The organism is Arthrobacter sp. FW306-1B-G06A (genome assembly GCF_058781765.1).
Window position 1 is genome coordinate 110,132 of the sequence record NZ_JBYSXB010000007.1, and the last position, 21,022, is coordinate 131,153.

The window sequence follows — 21,022 nt, forward strand, 5'->3', positions numbered from 1 at the left end:
TTTTACGGGCCGGGCCTGGTCTGGCTCGTTTGCTCCCCGAAGGGACGGCGTTAAGGGCCAAGAAGGTGCCTTAACGCCGTTCCCGGGGAGCAGCATCCCATTCGGAAAGCCTTCAGATAAGGGGCAAGGCTTGCCTGCTCACGATTTAATCGATCGCGGCGGTGAACAGCGTCGGCCTTCGGGTCGACCGGCCGTCGGCAAGTCCGCGACGAGCTGGTCTGAGGCCCGCCGATTGGCATTCGAATGTGCCGCCCCCATCCCGGCGCTGCCCGTGCCCCTGGCGAAAAGCATCGGACGCACGCTTGCCCGGGCCGTCACAACGAGCCAAGACCTACCGCACTACGCGTCCTCGGCCATGGACGGCTGGGCCGTCAGCGGCAGCGGACCCTGGACCTTGGTGAAACCGGGCCAACCGCTGGCACCGCACCGTGCCAGCCCCATAGCCACCGGCGGAGTGGTGCCTGCCGGTACCGACGCCGTATTACGCCGTGAAAGTGGCCGGACAAGCGATGACATGGCGGGCGTGCCCACTCTGACCTCCTCCGGGCTGCCCGGGCCGGGTCAGGTCAGGGACGCCTTCGGCCCGCAGCTGGGCACGGTGCTGGCAATGCTGGGAGGCACCCCGGCGGGACAGCGAAGAATCGGGGACTCATATCACGAGTGGCTCGCCGCCCTCAGCGATACGGGCAGCCGCCGCCCGGTGGAGCGGCCCGACGTCGTCATCACCACAGGCGGAACCGGCCGCTCCGGACCGGACCACTTCCGCAACGCCACAGCCGCGCTAGGCGGGAGGCTGCTGCTGGATGGCATCGCAATGCGTCCCGGACATCCCGCGGTACTGGCCGAACTGCCGGACGGGCGCTTCGTCATCGGACTCCCTGGAAACCCTCTGGCCGCCATGATGGCGCTGATGACCATTGCGGCGCCCCTGATCGCGGCACTGGGACACCGTCCGCTCCCGAACCTCGGCCAGGTAACCTCCGGTACCGCAATTGACCCTGATCCGGGCCGCACCCGCCTCATGCCCTTCCGCTTCGACAACGGACTGGCATACCCCACCCATCACACTGGCCCGGGAATGATGAGGGGCCTCGCCTTGGCCGACGGTGTCCTGGCGGCGCCTCCCAGCGGCGCGCGGGCAGGGGACCCGGTTCCCGCACTGCCGCTCCCGTGGACCCAAACCCTGACCGCCGGATCGGCGGGAAGCCACCCGTTCAATGCCTCTGTGGTTCCGGTCTAGGATTTAGAGAAACAAGGGGGAAGTTCCAGCCTCTTGTTTCGCCGCAGAAAGACGTAGGTATGGCTCATGGCCACGATTGACTTTGACTCCGAAAAAGGCGGAAACGGGCAGCCCGGTGGTGTGCAATCCGTTGACCGTGCCCTCCAGATCCTCGAAATCCTTTCCCGTGACGGACACGCCGGCGTGAGCGAAATCGCCGAGGAAATCGGCATCCACAAATCCTCGGTCTCTCGACTGCTGGGCTCGTTAGTGAACAGGGAGATGGTCCACCAGAACAGCGACCGGGGAAAGTACCAGCTGGGCTTTGGCATCCTGCGGCTTGCCAGCTCGATTCCCGGCCGGCTCAGCTTGGTCCGCGAGGCCCGGCCCGTGTTGGAGAGTCTTGCGGAGGAGTTCAAGGAGACTGTGAACCTCGCTGTCCTGCGCTCGAACTATGCCGTCAACGTGGATCAGGCCATGGGACCGTCGTCGTTGGCCACCTATGACTGGGTGGGCGGCTTGACGCCGCTCCATGCCACCTCGAGCGGGAAGGTTTTATTGGCTGCACTGTCCGCCGACGAACGGGACCGCATCCTGACGGAAGCCGGGTTTCATGCCAGGACTCCCCGCACTATCACCAATCGGGAAGACCTCGAGAAGCAGCTGATCGATGTGGCCCACGACGGGTATGCGGAGACACGCGAGGAACTGGAAATCGGCCTGAACGCGATTGCGGTTCCGATCTACAACCACTTGGGAACCGTCATCGGAGCCGTCAGCATCTCCGGACCCGCGTTCCGCTTTGACCCGCAGAAGATCCCTGGACTTATTGACGCACTTCGTCAGGCCGGAATCCGGATCAGCGTGCAAATGGGCTACACGCACCGATGACCCCGGGTACTGGGGCGCCGGGTCATCAGTAAAGGGTCAGGGGACCAGGAGGACGAAATAGCGTCTCCGACTTTTCGTGACAGCCAAGCACTGCGGATGCATCATCAATAAAGGGGGTAGTGATGGCGGAAAGAGCAGAAGAGCATGAGCACGCACACTGCGATAGAAGAGACCCCCGGCTCCAACGCGACTGAGTCCGCGCTCAAGGTCGATGGACTATGGAAGATCTTCGGCCAGAAGTCTGACGAGATCATCGGCACCCCAGCCGAGCACCTCTCGCGCAAGGAGCTCCAAAGCAAGACCGGCTGTGTCGCGGCCGTCAGGAACGTCTCGTTCGCGGTGGCCCCTGGGGAGGTCTTCGTGGTCATGGGACTCTCCGGCTCCGGCAAATCGACTCTCGTACGCCTGCTCACCCGACTGATCGAGCCGACGGCGGGAAGCGTCACGATCGGCGGCGAAGACGTTATCCGCGCGAGCAAGGCCCGCCTCCGGGCTATGCGCCGGAACCACATGGCGATGGTGTTCCAGCAGTTCGGCTTGCTCCCGCACCGCAAGGTGATCGACAACGTCGCCTACGGCCTCGAAGTCCGCGGGGAGGGCAAGTCCCAGCGCCGCGCCCGAGCCCAGGACATGGTCGACCTCGTCGGCCTGACCGGGTACGAGAATTCGTTCCCCGACCAGCTCTCTGGCGGCATGCAGCAGCGCGTCGGCCTTGCCCGGGCACTCGCCGTGGACCCGCAGGTCCTGCTCTTCGACGAGCCGTTCTCCGCCCTTGACCCGCTCATCCGCCGCGACATGCAGAACGAGGTCCGCCGCCTGCACGAGGAGGTGGGGAAGACGATGGTCTTCATCACCCACGACCTCCAGGAGGCCCTCAAACTCGGTGACCGCATCCTCATCATGCGCGATGGCGAGGTCGTCCAGATCGGAACCCCGGCCGACATCGTAGCCAACCCCGCTGACGACTACGTGCGCGACTTCATCTCGGATGTCCCCCGCTCCCATGTGCTCACGCTGCGCTATGTGGTGCGGCCCCCGCGCGAACGCGAGGCCCTCGACGGGCCGGTGATGCAGGCCGACCGCATCGTGCGCGAAGCCGCGCGGCAGGTCCTCCACTCGGAGCTCCCCGTTAGGGTTTTCGACGGCGAGGAATTCCTCGGCATCGTCGACGACGAGGATATCCTCCGCGTCGTCGTCGCCGAAGAGCCATCCCCGACTTCCCACCAAGGCGGTGCCGGGTGAGCATCGCCACAGTGCGGGCCAACCGTCGACGACGGTCCGGGGGCGCGCGTTCCAACTCACCTGGAGGACGAACCCCTGCCACCCCGTCCGGAGGTCCTGCTGTCCTGGGATTCTGCCGACGTCATTGGCGCCCGGTCTCGCTCGTGGGCATTGGTGTCGTCTGGCTCGGACTCTGGGCCACGCTCAAGGGCGTGGACACCCTCGAGTTGGGCGGCGCAGACAAGACGGACTTCCAACTCTGGCTGAACAGCGTCCGCGACGCCTTTGACAGCGCCCGCACCAACTCCTTCGTGTTCCAGCACATCGTCCAGCCGGTCACGGACGGAATCAATGGGCTCGTTACCTTTCTCCAAGGCATCTTCAGCCAGGCCTCGGACGGACGCCCGGTGCCGGAGATCGGCTGGCTCGGCGTCGTCGCGCTCCTCGCCTGGCTGGCCTTGGCGTTCGCCGGCGTGCGCTCGATGCTCCTCGTCGGCGTGTGCGTGTTGCTCTTCGGGTTCTTCGGCTACTGGGCACAAAGCATCGACACGCTCATCGTCACGTTTTTCGCAGTCGGCATCTGCACAGTCGCGGGACTCCCGCTAGGCATTGTCATGGCCCGAAGCCGCCGAGTCTCGGCCGCGGTCTCACCCTTGCTCGACCTCTTGCAGACCCTGCCGTCGTTCGCCTACCTGGCACCGCTCGCACTCGTCTTCGGCATCGGCCCGGCGGCCGCGATTGTCACGACCATCATCTACTCGCTGCCCCCGCTGGTGCGCATCACCGAGCACGGCATCCGAGGGGTCTCACCGGCCACGCTCGAGGCCGTCGCGTCCATGGGCAGCACCCCCTGGCAGGCCCTCGTGAAGGTGCAACTTCCCATGGCCCGGCGCACTATCGTGGTCGGCATCAACCAGTGCACAATGGCGGCGCTCTCGATGGCCACCATAGCCGCGCTCATCAATGGCCCGGGACTGGGCACTCCGGTGCTCCAGGCGCTCCAGTCGCTCGACGTCGGCTCGGCGTTCGTCTCCGGCCTTGCCATCGTGCTCATGGCGATCATGCTCGACCGCACCACGACGAGGGCCTCCGAACGCTCAGGCATCGAAGCCCGCATGCAGCGCGGGTCCGGAGTGGGACAGACCGGCACATTCGGGGGCCGGCAGATGCGTCGGACCACTATCATCGCCAGCGCTGTCGTCGCCGCCGTGGCCATCTATCTCTCGCACATCTATCTTGCACTCTCGAAGTTCCCGGCTTCGCCCGACCTCGGCACCCCACTGGCGAAGGCCGTCTCAGCCGCGACCGACTGGACGGTCGGCACGTTCTCAGGCTTCACGGAATGGCTCAAGGACACCGTTACCGCACTTCTCGTCGACCCACTCCAGTCGGTGCTCGCGCAGTCGCCGTGGTGGGCCATGGCGCTCGCGCTGCTCGGAATCGCGTTCGTGCTCGCCGGCCGGCGGGCCGCCACAGTCACGATCGTGTGCGAAGCCGTGATCCTCGGAAGCGGGCTGTGGAGTGAGAGCATGAAGACGCTCGCGACCACGCTAGTAGCCGCGTTCGTTGTGATCATCGTCGCTGTCTGCCTGGGCGTCTGGATGGGTCGGAGCAAGCCCGCCGACTCGGTTATCCGACCCGTGCTCGACGCCTTCCAGACCATCCCGTCCTTCGTGTACCTGGTACCGGCCCTCGCCCTCTTCGGTCCCACACGATTCACGGCGATCGCCGCCGCGTTCGCTTACGGTGTGCCCATCGCGACGAAACTGGTTGCCGACGGGGTCCAAGGTGTCTCGCCGGTTGCCGTGGAGGCCGCGGAATCACTCGGAACAACGTCGTGGCAGATGATCGCGAAGGTCCAGCTCCCCATGGCCCGCGCGGCAGTAGTCCTCGCCGCCAACCAGGGCTTGCTTTACGTCCTGTCCATGGTCGTCGTCGGCGGACTCGTCGGCGGCGGAGGACTCGGCTATCTCGTAGTCGCCGGATTCTCCCAGAGCCAGCTCTTCGGAAAGGGTCTCGCCGCCGGCATCGCCATCACCGCGCTCGGAGTCATGCTCGACCGGATCACCCAACACGCCACTGCCCGCTTCGGCAGCACCCGATAGAGGAAAGAGCCGTGAAGAAATCACTGACGGAGCGTGGCCCAAAGACGGAGAAGAGAACGTCTGCCGCAATTGTCCTCACCGCGGTCCTCGCGCTCACGGCCTGCGCCGGGGATATCCCTAGTGCAACCCCGCCAAGCGGAAAGAGTGGATGCGGAGCATTCAACGTCGCCGTAAACCCTTGGGTCGGGTACGAGGCGGACGCCTACGTCGTAGGGACCGTTGCCAGGGAAAAGCTCGGCTGCACCGTAAATTACAAGACCCTCAAGGAAGAGGTGTCATGGCAGGGCTTCGGCAGCGGCGAGGTGGACACCGTCCTTGAGAACTGGGGCCACCCCGAGCTCGCGGACAAGTACATCAAGCAGCAAAAGACTGCGGTCGACGCCGGGCCGACCGGTAACACCGGCGTAATCGGCTGGTACGTGCCGCCGTGGATGGCCAAGCAGTACCCGGACATCACGGACTCCAAGAACCTCGACAAGTACGCTGACTTGTTCAAGACCTCCGAGTCCGGAGGACAGGGCCAACTCCTCGACGGTGACCCCTCCTTTGTCACCAACGACGCAGCCCTCGTGAAGAACCTTGGCCTCAACTTCAAGGTTGTGTACGCGGGCAGTGAACCGGCGCTCATCCAGGCCTTCCGGCAAGCGGAGCAGAACAAGACCCCGCTGATCGGCTACTTCTACGAGCCCCAGTGGTTCATCGCAGAGGTCCCGCTCGTCAAAGTCAACCTCCCGGCCCACACGCCCGGCTGCGACGCCGACGCGGCCAAGGTCGCGTGCGATTACCCCAAGTACGAGCTCAACAAGGTCGTCTCCACCAAGTTCGCCAACTCCGGCAGCCCCGCGTATTCCCTCGTCAAAAGATTCACGTGGACGAACCAGGACCAGGACACGGTTGCCGGGTACATCGCCAAGGACAACATGAGCCCGGATTCCGCCGCGCAGAAATGGATCGACGCGAACTCGGACAAGGTCGCCGCTTGGCTCAAGTAGACCCATGGCGACAGTTCCCCTATACGCAACAAGAATCACGATAAGCAACATATTTGCGCAACATCCTTGACAATCACTGTGATCTAACGCACTCTGTTGCTTATGGCGAATTCTGTTGTTCCATGCGGAACGACTAGGAATTGGCGCCTACCGGTATTTGCGAGTCCCTTCCCAAATGAAGGGAGAGGTGCTTCATGCCCAAGGCCTGCGAGGGAAGCACTACGCCTATCCGCCGGGCGAACCGAACCTGTCACAAGGTGCCGGCCGACGGCCACATATGAGCCAATTGCAACATTGAGCAAAAGGAACCGTTATGACCCAGAAACCGAAGCTCCTTAGACACAGGCGGCTAGAGGTGTCCGACGTCAACGTCGTCAACCAGCCGATGCTCAAGAAGGCACTCGGCGGTACGATCGTCGGCAACACCATGGAATGGTACGACGTCGGCGTGTTCGGCTACCTGATAACCACCATGGGCCCCGTCTTCCTCCCGGAAGCTGACAGGTCCGTCCAAACCTTATTCCTGCTCGGCACCTTCGCCGCAACATTCATCGCCCGCCCGCTGGGCGGTGTCATCTTCGGTTGGCTCGGCGACAAGATTGGCCGCCAGAAGGTGCTGGCGGCGACGCTCCTGCTGATGGCGGCAAGTACCTTCGCCGTCGGACTCCTTCCCGGATACGCTCAGATCGGCGTATGGGCAGCCGCCCTGTTGGTGATCCTGAAACTCGTCCAGGGCTTTTCCACCGGCGGCGAGTACGCAGGCGCCACTACCTTCGTCTGCGAATACGCCCCCGATAAGCGGCGCGGCTTCTTCGCGAGCTTCCTGGACATGGGCTCGTATCTCGGCTTCGCGTTGGGAGCTGCGATCGTGTCCGTGCTGCAACTGTCTCTGGGCCAAGCGGCCATGGAGGAATGGGGCTGGAGGCTGCCCTTCCTGATCGCCGGGCCGCTCGGTGCGATCGCCGTCTACTTCCGGAACAAGATCGAGGAATCCCCCCAGTTCCAGGCAACCCTCGACGCCCAGCAAGCACTTTCTGCAGATGCTGCCGCAGCCGACAAAGCCGTGGCCAAGGGACCCCTGCCCATCATCAAGGCTTACTGGCGCCAAATTATCCTCGCCATGATCCTTGCCGCCGCTGCCAACACCGTAGGTTATGTCTTGACGTCCTACATGCCGACGTACCTGACCGAATCCAAAGGCTACGACCCCATCCACGGCACGCTGCTAACCATTCCCGTGATGGTGATCATGGCAGCCTGCATTCCGCTGACCGGGAAACTGTCCGACCGCATCGGCCGCCGCCCCGTCCTCTGGATCGGTGCCGGAAGCACCATCGTGTTCGCTATCCCGGCATTCCTGCTGATCGGCGTCGGTAATGTCTGGTCCACGCTCGCTGGCCTTGCCCTTGTCGCCTTCCCCGTGACGTTCTATGTCGCAAACCTCGCCTCGGCGCTTCCCGCGCAGTTCCCGACGTCGGGCCGCTATAGCAGCATGGGCATTGCCTACAACTTCTCCATGGCGCTTTTCGGCGGCACAACGCCATTCATCGTCCAAGGCCTGATCGAGGCTACGCACAATGACATGGCCCCGGCCTACTACCTCATGGGCACTTCCATCATCGGTGCGATCGGCATCTACTTCCTGCGCGAATCCGCCCGGCGGCCGCTGCCCGGCTCCATGCCGAGCGTTGATACTGAGGCCGAGGCCCGCGAGCTGGTCGCTACCCAGGACAACAACCCGCTGATCGACCTGGACGGAATGCCGTTCCTGGAGGATCATGCGTTCGAAAATACGGCCAGAGCCTCACTGCGATGATTTTCGAGGACCTAACTAATGCCCCAAAGCTCGCCAAACGGCGCCCAAAGAAGGAATCCACAATGAATCAATCCCTGCCGAAGGAAAACGTGCTTCGCATCTCAGGCGCCGGCGCCGATCCGATAATCGTCAACTTCGAAGGTTCCGAACCCGTCACGGTCCGGCTACAAATCGACGCCAAGTGCAACTGCCAAGACGACGGTGGCGCCAGCCGGCCGGGTTCCTACGCCTACAGTGATCCGCGGGGCCGAACCAAGCCAAGCGACGTTATCGATGCTCCATCGCGGCCGGAAACCATGGGTGTTTAGCTGAACATGCCCAGCCGCGGAGCGGAAACGGTCACGCGGCGCCCCCGATGATGAGACGGCCCTTCCTGGACGAGGCCCCGGCCGGCGTCGATGCCGCGTGCCCTTCGGCAAGGAATCGCGGCCATCCGATTTTAGAGATCGTCTTCGGGCCGGGCGGTGAGGATCCGATTGGCGCTGACCCGCAGGATGCCGAGCGACTCCTTGATCAGGGGCGATGCAATGCTGCCACTGCGCACCGCAGCGACAATGCGCCGCGATGGCTTCCCCTTGCCAGTAATGCGCAGTCGAACCACGTTTTCGGCACTATGCAGGGGGGCGAGTCGCGGCAGCAGGCCCACGCCCAGCCCCGCACCAACGAAGGCGATCTGCGTTTCCCATTCCACGGCCTCATGGGCAATCCGCGGCGTCACCCCGACTGCCGTGAACGCCGCGGTGAACAGGGAATGGTAGGTGGATCCGGCAGCCTCGGTGATCCAGGGTTCCGACGCCAGCTCTTCGAGCGTGACCTTTTCCCGCGATGCCAACGGATGGCTGGAAGGAATGATCACGTCCAATGGATCGTCGAGCAGAACGGTCTGCTCGAAGCGCGGATCGTCCTCAACATAAGTGTCGGACTGCATGGCGACGATGACCGCGATGTCGATCCGCTCGGCAACCAACAAGTCGAAGCAGCGGGCCGGGTTAGCCTCCAGCACCTGCACCTCCAGCGACGGGTGGGTTGAGCGCAAGGTGGCGGCCAGCGGCGCGAGCAACTGGGCGGCCGCGGTGGAGAATCCGCCGAGTCCAAAACGCGCGGGTATCTGCTCGCCGGCCTCCATGGCCGCAGCGCGCAGGTTCTCCCATTCGGCAATGAGGGTGTCCGAGCCCGCCACGAGAAAACGGCCTGTGGCGGTCAGCCGCACACCCCGGCCGTCCTTCGTCAGCAGCTGCATTCCAAGCACGCGCTGGAACTCCCGTAATTGCGCGGAGACGGCGGAGGGAGAATAGCCCGTGAGCTCTGCGGTTGCGCCAATGGTGCCGCACTGGGCAAACACCCGAAGTGTTATGAGCCGTGGATCGATCATGCATCTATTGTGCACTGTTATCTCCACAATCCTGCGCTTTTGTTGCAGATCGATCGGCTCTAATCTCATGAATAAAACGTTCGACAACGGCGATTGCACCCACCAACGCCGGTCTCGATGGATCGCCCCTTACCTAGCCCTCCCGGGAGGAAACACATGTCTGCTCCAGTGAACGCGCCCCTCAATTCACGCCGAAAACTCGCTTCGTCATTGCCTGCCGAACAGTTGGCGGAAATCACCGAGTTGTTCGAGTTCCGGCGCGTGGGGTATTCCCTCAACGCCCCCTTCTACACCGATCCGACGATTTTCAAGATCGACATGGAGGCCATTTTTGGCCAGCACTGGATCTATGCCGCCAGCATCGCCGAACTGCCGGAGCCGGGCGACTACGTCACCATCGACTACGGGCCCTACTCCCTGATCGTGCTGCGCAACGACGACGGCGGCGTGAACGTCCTGCACAACGTGTGCCGCCACCGCGGCGCCCGCGTCCTGACCGAGCCCGCGGGGTCAACGGGAAACCTGGTGTGCGGCTATCACTCCTGGACCTACTCTCCCGAAGGTAATTTGATCCATGCCTCGGCGCCGGGGGAAACCAAGTTCGACAAGGGCTGTTTCGGCCTCAAGCGCGCCCACAGCCGCATGGTTGCCGGACTCATCTTCGTCTGCATTGCCGACGAACCGCCAACCGACTTCGACGAAACCTCAAAGATCTTCGAGCCCTACCTCGCGCCGCACGATCTGTCGAAGACTAAAGTCGCCTACCAGCAGAACATCATCGAGGAGGGCAACTGGAAGCTCGTCATGGAGAACAACCGTGAGTGCTACCACTGCGACGGCCACCCCGAGCTTGCCTGTTCCCTCTTTCCCACCTGGGGTCTGACGGAGGGCCTGATCCCGGCCCATCTCCAAGAAGTGTGGGACCGCAACAAGGAAGCACAGTCCTCGCTCGAGGAGCGTTGCCGCCGCTATGGCCTTCCCTACGAGGTGGTCGAGGAGCTCGACACCCGCATCGCGGGAATCCGTATCTCACGTGAATCGCTCGACGGAGAGGGCGAATCGTTCTCGGCCGACGGGCGCAGGCTCTCCAAGAAGCTGCTCGGCGACTTGCGGGACTTCCGCCTTGGCCGCTGCTCGATGCACCTGCAGCCCAACAGCTGGTTCCACTTCCAGAGCGACCACGTCATCACGTTCGCCGTCTTCCCCATCAACGAACACCAGACACTGGTACGCACCACCTGGCTGGTGGCTGACGACGCCGAGGAAGGCGTCGACTACGACCTGGAGAAGCTCACCTACACCTGGAAGCAGACCAATCTGCAGGACAAGGAGTTCGTGGAGCTATGCCAGAAGGGCGCCGGCAGCCCCGCCTACGAACCCGGCCCGTACATGAAGAGCGAATACCAGGTGGAGGCCTTCATCAACTGGTACGTGCAGCGCGTGCAGGAGCACCTGGCATGATCGAACTCCGCACTGAGACGGCCGTCCAGGAACCACAGCGCATTCGCGGTCTTGAGATGCCGTGGAACAGGGTCATGGGCAGCACCGAGGGACCCGCAAGCGCCGCCCGCGCATTGGGCCCCTGGCATCCGCAGGAGTTCTTGGCCGAATGCGTCGAGACCGTTCCCGAGGTGGGCGGCATGATGACCTTCGTGTTTCGCCGCTGCGATGGTGCGCCGCTGGCGTTCCGTCCGGGCCAGTACGTGAACGTCGCCTTTCCCGTGAAGGGCGCGGACCAGGACGCGGTGGACCGCAGCTACTCGCTGTCCAGTTCGCCCACCAAGCCGTGGACCTTCGACATCACAGTCAAATGCGACCCCACGGGACAGGTCTCGCCGTGGGTGCACCAGAACGTCAAACCCGGCACTGTCCTCGACATGCTCGGACCAGTCGGGGCATTCCACCTGCCCGACGCCGACCGGCGGGCACGGTACCTGTTCCTGGCCGCCGGCGCTGGCATCACCCCCATCATGTCGATGGTGCGGACCATCCACTCGCTGCCCGGACAAGCCGATGTCGTGGTGCTCTACCACGGGGCGGCGGCCGGAGACTTTGCCTTCCACCAGGAGCTGGCCTACATCGCCTCCGTGGACTCGCGGGTCAAGGTCTTCTACTCCCTGGGCGACCGCAGCAAACCCGAGGGCTGGGAAGGGCTCACCGGAAGGCTCACGGCGGCCATGCTCGACGAGGTGGCTCCCGACGCCAACGGCCGCCAAGTCTACGCCTGCGGCCCCGAGGGTTACCTGAACACAGCCACCGAGCTCCTCAAGAAGGTCGGCGTCGACGACACCTCCATCTACATGGAATTCTTCTCGGGAGATCGCCAGACGCTCCTTGAATACCAGGCGGAGCTCGCGTTTGCAGTGGACATTGCGGAGGAAATAGCCGAGGAAATCGCCGATTCCGCCGAGGACTACTACGAAAGCCAGCCCACCGCGTTCGGGCTCTACGAGCCGGGCTACGACGCAGATGGAACCTTGCAGGCCACGGGCCTGCCGCTGGAAACCGTCGACCCTGACGTACCCGGTCCCGAAGCCCCCGACGGCAGTCCGGACGTGGGACCGCAGGCCGGGTCCTCCGATGCCTCGAGCTTCGACACGGTCGGAACGGGAAGCCTCACCCTGTCCTTCATGCGCACCGGCATTAACGTGCGCATCGACCCCTCCGAACACATCCTCGAGGTGGCGCAGCGTGCCGGCGTCAGGATCGGAGCGAACTGCAAAGAGGGCATGTGCGGCTCCTGCAAGGTCGTCAAGCTCTCCGGGGAGGTCGAGATGAACCACCAGGGCGGCATTCGGGCACGGGAAATCGAGGCAGGCAAGTTCCTGCCCTGCTGCTCCACAGCACGAACCGATTTGGTGATCGATGCCTAGCAGCTTCCAGCTGCCGGGCCTCACGGAAGACCCGGTGCTCCTAGGGGGCCAGTTCGCCTGCCCGCGTCCACCCGAGGGCCTCGTACCGGTCCGCCGCCGCGGCGTCCACGGGCGCATAGACGACATCCGCGCCTTCGACGAACGCTTCCTCCGCCAGGCGGGCCAGAATCACAGCCTCGTGATCGAGCGCCACAGAGTCGCCGTCCACTGCGCGCACCGGGCCCACCACAGCGAAACCATCGCCGAAAGCCACCCGGCCCCGCGCCAGAGGGCGGTCGAAGCGGGTCAACTCCACGACGTCGTAATCCTCCAAGGGCGCCTCGAACACCCCGAACTCGGACTCCAGCGGCAGCGCGCTGTTGACCTCGCCCGGCGGGGCGGTCATCAGGACGCCGGCGGGAAGTGTTTCCTCGCCTGCATTGAGCCGCGCCCATAGGGGCTGCCAGTCGTGTGTCGTTTCCGGTGCGCTCATGCACCAACCCTATCGTCGTCCCTGACTGCCGGTACATGCGGAATAGCTTGGCTTTCCGGGGTTTACCAGCGTGAATGGACCATCTCGCGGAAGTACGTGTCGTAGATTTCCCTGACGCTGTTCTCGAAGTCCGGACCCAGGTGGTCCAGTATCTGGATGGAGGCGGCGTTGGAGCGGGCTTGTTCGGGGCTTCGGGCACCTGGTATGACGGTGCTGACGCCGTCTTGTGCCGCGATCCAGGCGATGGCCGCTTGGGCTGTAGTTGCTCCGGACGGGACAAGCTTTTTGAATTCTTCCACCGCTTTGAGGCCTTGTTCAAAGTCAACTCCGGAGAAGGTCTCTCCGACGTCGAATGCTGCACCGTCCCGGTTGTATTTCCGGTGGTCATTTTCGGCAAAGACTGTGTCCTTGGAATACTTGCCCGAGAGCAGGCCGGAGGCCAGAGGGACCCTGGCGATGATGCCGACTCCGGCGTTCTTCGCCGCAGGCAGGACGCCCTCCAAGGGTTTGAGTCGGAAGGCGTTCAGAATGATCTGGACGGTGGCCGTGCCGTGTTCGATGGCTTCGAGTGCTTCATCGGTCCGCTCGACGCTGACGCCGTAGTCCTTGATTGCGCCTTCACTGACGAGCGTCTCCAGCGCATCGTAGACTTCCGGCCGGCTGTAGACCGGGGTCGGTGGGCAGTGCAACTGCACCAGGTCCAGGCAATCCGTCCGGAGGTTCCGCCGGGAACGGTCGGCCCACTGCCGGAAGTTGGCCAGTGTGTAGTTCTCCGGTTTCTGTTCCAGGCGCCGCCCGATTTTGGTGGCTACAGTGATGTCCAGTCCGGGGTTGGCAGCGAGGTACGCCCCTATGGTTTGCTCGCTCCGCCCGTCGCCGTAGACATCGGCGGTATCGAAGAAGGTCACCCCGGAATCCACTGCGGCTTCCAGGATGTCGTTGGCTTCCTTCGGGTCCACGTTGCCCCAGTCCGCACCGAGCTGCCATGTGCCCAGCCCCACAACGGAGACGGACCGCCCCGTCTTGCCCAATACTCGCTGCTTCATCCTTCGACTATAACCACGGCACAACAGCCCCGTCCGCATGGAGGGGGGCCAGTTGATCCTAGGACCGGATGGGCCAGCCACGCCTGGTCAAAAGATGCTGCCGGACGATCTCGGGCTCTCCCGATTCCTCACCCGCCACCCGGGAAGCATAAGCACCAAGTGGCAGGGGACGGCCGGACGCCCCCGTCACACAGCTCAGGTGATGATGACGTTCTGGATGCTCTTTCCAGGTTTTTGAGGTCGACCACGCCGACCATCGCGTCCAAGTGTCGCAGCGGCACGGTGGCCCATGTTCGGTTAGCGGCGGAGTTTGACGGTCTGCGTCTGGCCGCCGAGTCCGGCAGTGTCGAGCGTGAGGGTTGAGCGGCCCTCGGCATCAGCGCCGAGGGTCGCCCCGGAGCCTTCCAGCACTGTGGACCATGTTCCTTCGGGCAGCGTCAATGTGATGCTGGATGCCTTCTGCGTGGGCTCGCTGACCGCCAGACTGAGCACATTTCCGTGCCTGGAGTAGACAACGCACGCGGGACCCGAGGCACCAAGGTCCCCCGCTGTTCCGGCCTTCCAAAAGGTTGCCGCCGTAGTCTTCTCGCTCTTGAACTCCACGGACTGGGCGGTGGCATCGTTCCGGATCACCGTGTGGTTGTCGCCTTGTGCGATCTGCCTGATTTGGGCGACCGATGCGCCTGGAGCCACCACGTAGGCGTAGCTGCCCGGTGTATCGCTTGCGCCGTGGTCAATGTAGACGGTGGCGAAGTTGCGCTGCTGGACGGTGGTGCTGCCGGCAAGGAGATTGACCGCCGACCAGCTTCCGGAGCGGCTTTCGCGGAGGACCGTGAGCGGTGAGGCGTCGAGGACGGCGTAGCCGCCGAACCCTTCCAAATGGACCCATCGATCGTCATCAAGAACCACTGCCCTGCCTGCCGATTCGGCGATGCTGCCCGACGCCGTCGTGAGGGCGTTGTTTCCTTCGTGAAGATTGCGGTGGTCCACAATGCTCTCCACGCGGGCGCCGCTCCTGGTGCTGATGTCGGCGCCGAGGCATACCGCCAGGTCCCCGCTGATGAACCAGGACTTCCTGGCCGACAAGCCGGTGCCACCGGGACCCACAAGATGCTGCCCGACGGCGGCCACCTCGCCCAGGGCCGCGGAGCCCGTCCACTCGTTTGCAGGGCGGGCTGCACCCCATTCGCCCTCCACCTTGTCCGGCAAGGGCGTGGTGTCCACGGTGGTGCCGGGCAGCCGGTTGTAGTTGGCGGTGGCCCAATAGGCGTCGTCGTATTGGCCCAGGTCGGCCGTATAGAAATGTGTCATGCCGGAACCCGTGTGGTATCCGCGGTTGTTTTCGCCGTTGCCGCATTCGTACCAGGCAATGCGGTTACTTGACATGGATAAGGACAGTGCCCAGCCGCTCCCCCGGTGGATGGTACGGTCCATGGCAGGGAAGAGCCGGTGCCCCGCAGTCTCGGCGACGGGCGCAATACCGCTGGCCTGGAGTTCCTTGACAAGGGCAGTTCTTGGCACGCTGGCCCCTGCAAGAATCGGGCGGCAGGTGTTGCGGGTGATCCATCCGGCGCACAGGCCCCGCCATCTTCCGGCGGTAGCGGGATCCATGGCGCGTGCCAGGAGGAGAATGGCTTCGATCGCGGAAGCCCCGAGGTCGTAGCCGGTGTTGGCCTCTCGGCTAATTGAGCGGCCACGCACGGCATCCGCCATGGCTCCGTTGATGATGAACGGCGCGTACGAACCCTCGACTGCGTCGAGGAAGATGCTGCGGCTTGGATCGGAGATTTCAGAGGCCGTGCCGCCAAGGAGCGCGAACAGCTTGGACAATCCAGTGAGCAGCACTACCCCGTACGAACCTGTGTATGCGGTGGTGCTGTGCTGGATGAAGGAGCCGTCCCTGAAGAATCCGTCTCCGCTAGTGACGTATTGCCACACTTGGCTCAGTCCCGTGATGGCGTGCTGAAGCTTTGCGGTATCTTCCCCGGCCAAGGAGCGGATGATGATTGCTTGGCTGAGGTCGACGCGGTTGGCTCCCACGGACATGACCTTGGCTCTTGGTGCCATGAACTGCTGCCACGGGTCTGGCACGAAGTGGTCGATGGCTGCGCAGTTGGCAGCGATCTCGGCGGCGGTCAGTTCGCCGTGAATCAGGACCAATGTATCGGCCAAGGCCCTTGTCACACCGATTTCCCAGTTCCACCAGTTCCCGGATTCTACTTTCGTATCGTTGTAGGCAACGGCATGCGCGTCCGCCAGCCCCGCTTTGATGTCTGCAAGCACGGAAGCATCGCCGAACACTGTGGCTGTGGGGGTCGCCCAAGCGATGGCGAGCTGCTGCAGACGCTGGTAGGTGGAAGCAATGTGGACGTCGTTGGCGAGCGACAGGTCGGTGAAGACCGAGGTACGGCCTGCCGCCCGGTTGACCTTGGCCAGCGAGGCGGCGGCCTTGTTGTTCAGAGCGGTGATAGCCGTGGCGAAGTCTGGATCACCCGCCTGGATCACCGTGCGGCCGGTGATCTGGTCCACCCAGCGGGTCCGCAGCGCGGCGAAGTCCGCGGCGCTCGGCACTGATGCCGCCCAGGAATTTTGGGCAAACATCGAGCTGACAACGGCCGCAAGGGATAGCGTGCCTGCGGTCTGGAGAACCGTTCGGCGTGAGATCTGTGGTGACACGGAGTTGCTCCTAAGTAAGTGTGGTGGACGTGCCAAAGGCGCCCTGGACGTCGAGGCACAAAATGGACGGACTTGAGAACTAGGCGGTGATGCCGAGATCTTCGGCGCGGACGCGAAACGAGAGGGGGGCGCCCCGGGAAAGCCGGAGGGCTTCCTGGACGGTGCTGGCTGCCATGCGTTCCAGTTCATTGCCCAGGGAACCGGCGATGTGCGGGGTCAGCAGGACATTTGGGTGCGCGTAGAAGCCGGAGTCCGCTGGCAGGACCCAAGGGGTGGTGACATCCAACACGGCATAGAGATCACCGCGCTCCACCCGCGCCAGCAAGGCGCCTTGGTCGACGAGGTCACCCCTGGAGGTGTTGATGAACGTGGCGCCGGGGCGGAGCCCTTCGATCCGGCCGGCGTCGATGAGGTTCTTGGTGGAGGGGAGCGACGGCGCGTGGAGGGACACGACGTCGCTGCTCGCCACGAGCTCGTCCAAGGTGACGAGCTCGACGCCGATCGCGGCCGCCTCGGCGGCGTCGAGGTAGGGGTCGGCCACCACGACGTCAAGCTCGTACGGAGCGAGCAGGCGGATGACATGGCGCCCGATCTTGGAAGCACCGATGATCCCGACGCGCTTGCGGTAGTTTCCCATGTCAGGGAAGAGCCGTTCGGGCTGGATCTCCGCGCGGGCGGTATGCAGGGCGCGGGCGATCTGAAGGACGCGCTTGTTGGCCAGGATAATCATGGCCACGGTGTATTCGGCGACCGGGATGGCGTTGGCATCCGCGGCAGAGCTGACCTGGACGCCGCGTTCCCAGCAGGCGTCCGCAACGTGGTGTTTCACGCTCCCGGCCGCGTGCAGGACGTAGCGCAGGCGCGGTGCCGCATCCAGGACGGCGTCGTCAATCATGGGGCAGCCCCAGCCCGTGATGAGGATGTCGGCCTCCGCGAGCAGCGCCTTGCCTTCGGGTGCGTGGAAGTCCTGGATGGGCTCAAGGCTCAGGAGGTTCAGTTCAGGCTCGAGGGTGTCGAGGCTGCGTTCCGGGAACAGGGCCCGGGCGGTGTGGGCCGGCATGGCCAAGGCAACGTTGAGGGTCACTTGACGCTCCCTGCCGTCAAGCCGGACTTCCAGAATCGCTGCAGCATGATGAACGCGAGAAGCAGCGGCACGATGGACAGAAGGGACCCAGTGATCACCAGGGGTGTGAATTCCGGCTGCGGTACGGCGTAGCCCTGCCAGATGGAAATCCCGACGCTGACCGGGAGCAGTTGCTGGTCCTGGAGCATCACCAACGGAAGCATGAAGTTGTTCCAGACGCCGACAAACTGGAACAGGGCGATCGTGACGTATCCGGGGAGCATCATGGGCAGGCCGAGTGAGAAGAAGGATCGGATGGCTCCGGCCCCATCCACACGCGCGGCTTCGAGCGTTTCGGCCGGGACGTAGGCCGCGGAGTAAACCCGGGCCAGGTAGACACCGAAAGGGTTGCAGAGCACGGGGATGAGGACGGCCCAGATGGTGTTGGTGATCCCGAAGACCGATGCCAGCAGATACATGGGCAGGACGGTGGCGGTGTTCGGGATGAGGACGCCCACCAGGACGATACCGAAGAAGGAGTCCTTGCCGCGGAACTGGAACTTGTCGAACGCATACCCGGCCATGACCGAGATGAGCCCGCCAAAGACGGCTCCGAAAGCCGCGTAGAACATGGAGTTCGCCATCCACCGGAGGAACACGCCGCCGTCTTGGCTCAGGACCGCGACGACGTTGTCAAAAAAGGCCGGGTGCCCGAAAGCGTAGGCCGCCGTTCCGTAGAGGTCCGCGGTGCTTTTGGTGGAGGCGAAGAAGAGCCACAGCACCGGAAGCACCATGTAGGCGGAACCGAGGATCAGGAGTGCGTTCACGGTGAAGGTGCTGGCGAACCCGACTCGGGCGGCCCGGCGTCGTTTCAAAGGTGAAGGCGCAAGCGCAGTTCGGGGCCGGGGGAAGGTGGTGGCGCTCATGCTTTGTTCATCCTTGAGCTGAAGCGGGTGACGGCCCAGGACAGCACGGCGGCCATGAGCGCAATGATGATGGAGGCGGCCGCGGCCTGGTTGAGGTTGTGCCGATTGAAGGCCGCGTCGTAGGCCCACATGTTCGGAACCCATGTGCTGGTGACGGACGCCGTGGCCTTGGAGATGATGGAGGGTTCGGTGAACAGCTGCAGCGTGCCGATCACGGTGAAGAGCATGATGACGCTGAGTGCGGGCAGGATCAGCGGCAGCTTGATGCTGAGGGCCGCACGGATTTCCCCGGCTCCGTCAACACGAGCGGCCTCGAGGACTTCCCGCGGAACCGCCTGCAACGCCGTGAAGAGCACGATCACGTTGTAGCCCGTCCATTCCCACACGGCGATGTTCACGATCGACGGCAGGATCAGGTGGGCATCCAGGAAGTTCAGCGAAATGCCGCCGGTTTGGAGGACGGAGACGATGGGACTGACTCCCGGCGTGTACAGATAGGCCCAGATGAGCGCGGCGATGACGCCGGGAACGGCATGCGGCAGGAAGACAAGGAGTTGGAACAGTTTCCGGGCACGTGCGACGGCGGCATCCAGTAGGAGCGCGAACGCCAAGGCGCCGCCCACCATGCATGGAATGTACATAGCGCAGTACAGCGCGAGGCGGCCGATGCCGCCCACGAAGGCCTCGGATTGCAGGACCTGCAGGTAGTTCTCGAGGCCGACGAACGCGGTCTTCGCCTCGCCGAAGCCCAGGCCGGATTTCTGCTGGGCGAAGAAGCTCAACACGATCGAATAGATGACGGGTGCCACCATCGCCAAGGCGAAGACGGCAAAGAACGGGGTAAGGAACAGGGCGGCGGTGCGGCCGCCGGTTCCGGAAAGGCCGCGTGGCTTGCGGATGGTTGAAGCGGGGGCGGCGGCAACTCGGCTGGCGGGCTTCGTAAGTGCTTGATTGACCATTTGAATCTCCTCGCTGGCGGGGTGGCTTGCCATGAAGCCAGCCCGCCGGGCGGGCCTACTCCTTGACGGAGAGGCCGTTCTGCTTGAGTCCGCCCACCGTGGCAGTCTGCGCGGTTTCGATGCCCTGCTTGACGGTGCGCCGGTGGTCAGCTTGCCGAAAGCATCCTTCATGGCGGTGTTGGTGAGGTCCCAGTTCGGTCCCCACTGCCAGCCGCTCCTGACGGAGGCGAAGGCCTTGTCGAAGACGGCGTAGATGTCGTTGCCGAAGTAGCTCGCGTCGAACGCGCCCTTCGCCACTGGAGTCAGTCCTGGAAACGCCAGGTAGGCCGAGCCGGCACTGCCGCGGGCCTTGACGGCGTCGGGGTTGGTGGTGAGGAACTCGATGAACTTAGCTGCAGCGGCGGGGTTCTTGCTGCCCTTGGGGATGTTGAAGCTGGAACCGCCCAGGAAACCGTTCGAGGGAGTGCCCCAGTTCGGCACCTCGGCCGCAATCCACTGGCCGGCCTGGTTGTTTGCTTTCGTACGCGACTGCAGGCCAGGGGCACTCCAGCTCGCGCCGAGGACACCGACAACGGTGCTGCTGGCCAGATCGGCGGACCATTCGTCGCTGAAGGACTGTTCGACCTTGACGATCTTCTCGTCGATCAACTTCTGCCAGTAGTTGGCCACCTTCTGCGTGGCCTCATCCTTGACGCCGATCTTCCAGGTGTCGCCCTCGGTTGAGAACCACTTGGCACCGGCCTGCCAGGCCAGGCCCGCGGTGACGACCGGATCGTTCGGGTAGAAGCTGGCGAGGTAGGCGTTCGGCGCCACTGCCTTGACCCTCTGGCCGGCCTTCTCGAAATCATCCCAGGTCTTTGGAACCTCAACGCCTGCCTTTTCCAGCAGGTCCTTGCGGTACCACATGACCATCGGGGTGGTGTCGTAGGGAAGGGCGTAGGTCTTCCCGCCGAGTTGCACCAGTCCGCGGGCTTGGTCCGAGAGCTTGTCCAGCGTTGCGGACTTGTCGATCAGTCCGTCCAGCGGCTGGAGCTGACCGTTGCTGACGAACTGGGCCAGCTGCGGGTATTCGATGGTGGCCACGTCGGGACCGTTGCCCGCCGTGATGGCAGTGGACAGCTTGGCGTAACCTCCGCTGGCGCCGTTGGGGACGGTTTCGAAGTTGACCTTGATCTTGTTCTGGCTTGCGTTGAACGCTGCGGCGACCTTGTCCATCCCGGCGAGCGAGGACCAGAACGTGATGGTGCCGGTGGGTTCTTGAGCCGGGGTCGGGGTTGCGGAGGGGGTTGTCCCGCAGGCCGTGATGAGGGCGGCACTGGCCACGAGGCTGGCCGCTCCGAGCAGAAGCTGGCGACGCTTCATTCTGTTCTCCTTTGAAGTTCACGATGCGA

At 63.9% G+C, this 21,022-nt stretch carries 16 protein-coding genes; 9 read left to right on the forward strand and 7 right to left on the reverse strand.

Annotated features, from left to right (window positions below):
• Positions 1–130 precede the first annotated feature (130 nt).
• The 7 genes from AC3WJM_RS05730 (at position 131) to AC3WJM_RS05760 (ending at position 8,552) form a co-directional block, all read left to right on the forward strand.
• The gene (locus AC3WJM_RS05730; protein ID WP_492271366.1) at positions 131–1,240 is read left to right on the forward strand and encodes a molybdopterin-binding protein; all 1,110 of its coding nucleotides are present in this window, start codon (positions 131–133) and stop codon (positions 1,238–1,240) included.
• Between the two features lie 66 nt (positions 1,241–1,306).
• The gene (locus AC3WJM_RS05735; protein ID WP_307053732.1) at positions 1,307–2,110 is read left to right on the forward strand and encodes an IclR family transcriptional regulator; all 804 of its coding nucleotides are present in this window, start codon (positions 1,307–1,309) and stop codon (positions 2,108–2,110) included.
• Positions 2,111–2,254: 144 nt separating this feature from the next.
• Positions 2,255–3,352 carry a quaternary amine ABC transporter ATP-binding protein gene (locus AC3WJM_RS05740; protein WP_332602308.1) on the forward strand — a complete coding sequence of 366 codons (1,098 nt, stop codon included), beginning with the start codon at positions 2,255–2,257 and terminating at the stop codon, positions 3,350–3,352.
• Entirely contained in the window at positions 3,349–5,436 is a 2,088-nt protein-coding gene (locus AC3WJM_RS05745; RefSeq protein WP_492271367.1) for an ABC transporter permease, read from the forward strand. Before AC3WJM_RS05740 ends, AC3WJM_RS05745 begins: the two co-directional genes overlap by 4 nt.
• A gap of 11 nt (positions 5,437–5,447) precedes the next feature.
• Positions 5,448–6,428, forward strand: a complete 981-nt coding sequence (locus AC3WJM_RS05750) for an ABC transporter substrate-binding protein (RefSeq protein ID WP_492271368.1) — start codon at positions 5,448–5,450, stop codon at positions 6,426–6,428.
• A 313-nt stretch (positions 6,429–6,741) separates the two neighbouring features.
• Positions 6,742–8,244, forward strand: a complete 1,503-nt coding sequence (locus AC3WJM_RS05755; protein WP_307053728.1) for an MFS transporter — start codon at positions 6,742–6,744, stop codon at positions 8,242–8,244.
• 62 nt (positions 8,245–8,306) lie between these two features.
• Entirely contained in the window at positions 8,307–8,552 is a 246-nt protein-coding gene (locus tag AC3WJM_RS05760) for a hypothetical protein (RefSeq protein WP_476909990.1), read from the forward strand.
• A 131-nt stretch (positions 8,553–8,683) separates the two neighbouring features.
• On the opposite strand, the gene AC3WJM_RS05765 is transcribed toward AC3WJM_RS05760, so the two are convergent.
• Complete coding sequence (locus AC3WJM_RS05765; RefSeq protein ID WP_307053726.1) at positions 8,684–9,616, reverse strand: LysR family transcriptional regulator; 933 nt, start codon at positions 9,614–9,616, stop codon at positions 8,684–8,686.
• A gap of 156 nt (positions 9,617–9,772) precedes the next feature.
• Between AC3WJM_RS05765 and AC3WJM_RS05770 the strand changes: the two genes are divergently transcribed.
• Complete coding sequence (locus AC3WJM_RS05770) at positions 9,773–11,077, forward strand: aromatic ring-hydroxylating oxygenase subunit alpha (protein ID WP_492271369.1); 1,305 nt, start codon at positions 9,773–9,775, stop codon at positions 11,075–11,077.
• Complete coding sequence (locus AC3WJM_RS05775) at positions 11,074–12,489, forward strand: ferredoxin reductase (protein WP_306960121.1); 1,416 nt, start codon at positions 11,074–11,076, stop codon at positions 12,487–12,489. Before AC3WJM_RS05770 ends, AC3WJM_RS05775 begins: the two co-directional genes overlap by 4 nt.
• Before the next feature lie 40 nt (positions 12,490–12,529).
• Here AC3WJM_RS05775 and AC3WJM_RS05780 read toward each other — a convergent pair whose 3' ends face one another.
• The 6 genes from AC3WJM_RS05780 to AC3WJM_RS05805 all read right to left on the reverse strand — a co-directional run bounded on the left by AC3WJM_RS05780 (position 12,530) and on the right by AC3WJM_RS05805 (position 20,993).
• Complete coding sequence (locus tag AC3WJM_RS05780; RefSeq protein ID WP_306960123.1) at positions 12,530–12,961, reverse strand: hypothetical protein; 432 nt, start codon at positions 12,959–12,961, stop codon at positions 12,530–12,532.
• Positions 12,962–13,023: 62 nt separating this feature from the next.
• Positions 13,024–14,007, reverse strand: coding sequence for an aldo/keto reductase (locus AC3WJM_RS05785; protein WP_307053723.1), 984 nt, complete (start codon positions 14,005–14,007; stop codon positions 13,024–13,026).
• 297 nt (positions 14,008–14,304) lie between these two features.
• Positions 14,305–16,683, reverse strand: coding sequence for a polysaccharide lyase 8 family protein (locus AC3WJM_RS05790; RefSeq protein WP_492271370.1), 2,379 nt, complete (start codon positions 16,681–16,683; stop codon positions 14,305–14,307).
• 79 nt (positions 16,684–16,762) lie between these two features.
• On the reverse strand, positions 16,763–17,767 hold the full coding sequence (locus tag AC3WJM_RS05795; RefSeq protein WP_307053721.1) for a hydroxyacid dehydrogenase: 1,005 nt from the start codon (positions 17,765–17,767) through the stop codon (positions 16,763–16,765).
• The gene (locus AC3WJM_RS05800) at positions 17,764–18,672 is read right to left on the reverse strand and encodes a carbohydrate ABC transporter permease (protein ID WP_059388989.1); all 909 of its coding nucleotides are present in this window, start codon (positions 18,670–18,672) and stop codon (positions 17,764–17,766) included. Before AC3WJM_RS05800 ends, AC3WJM_RS05795 begins: the two co-directional genes overlap by 4 nt.
• Positions 18,669–20,993, reverse strand: coding sequence for an extracellular solute-binding protein (locus tag AC3WJM_RS05805; protein ID WP_492271371.1), 2,325 nt, complete (start codon positions 20,991–20,993; stop codon positions 18,669–18,671). Before AC3WJM_RS05805 ends, AC3WJM_RS05800 begins: the two co-directional genes overlap by 4 nt.
• Positions 20,994–21,022 lie beyond the last annotated feature (29 nt).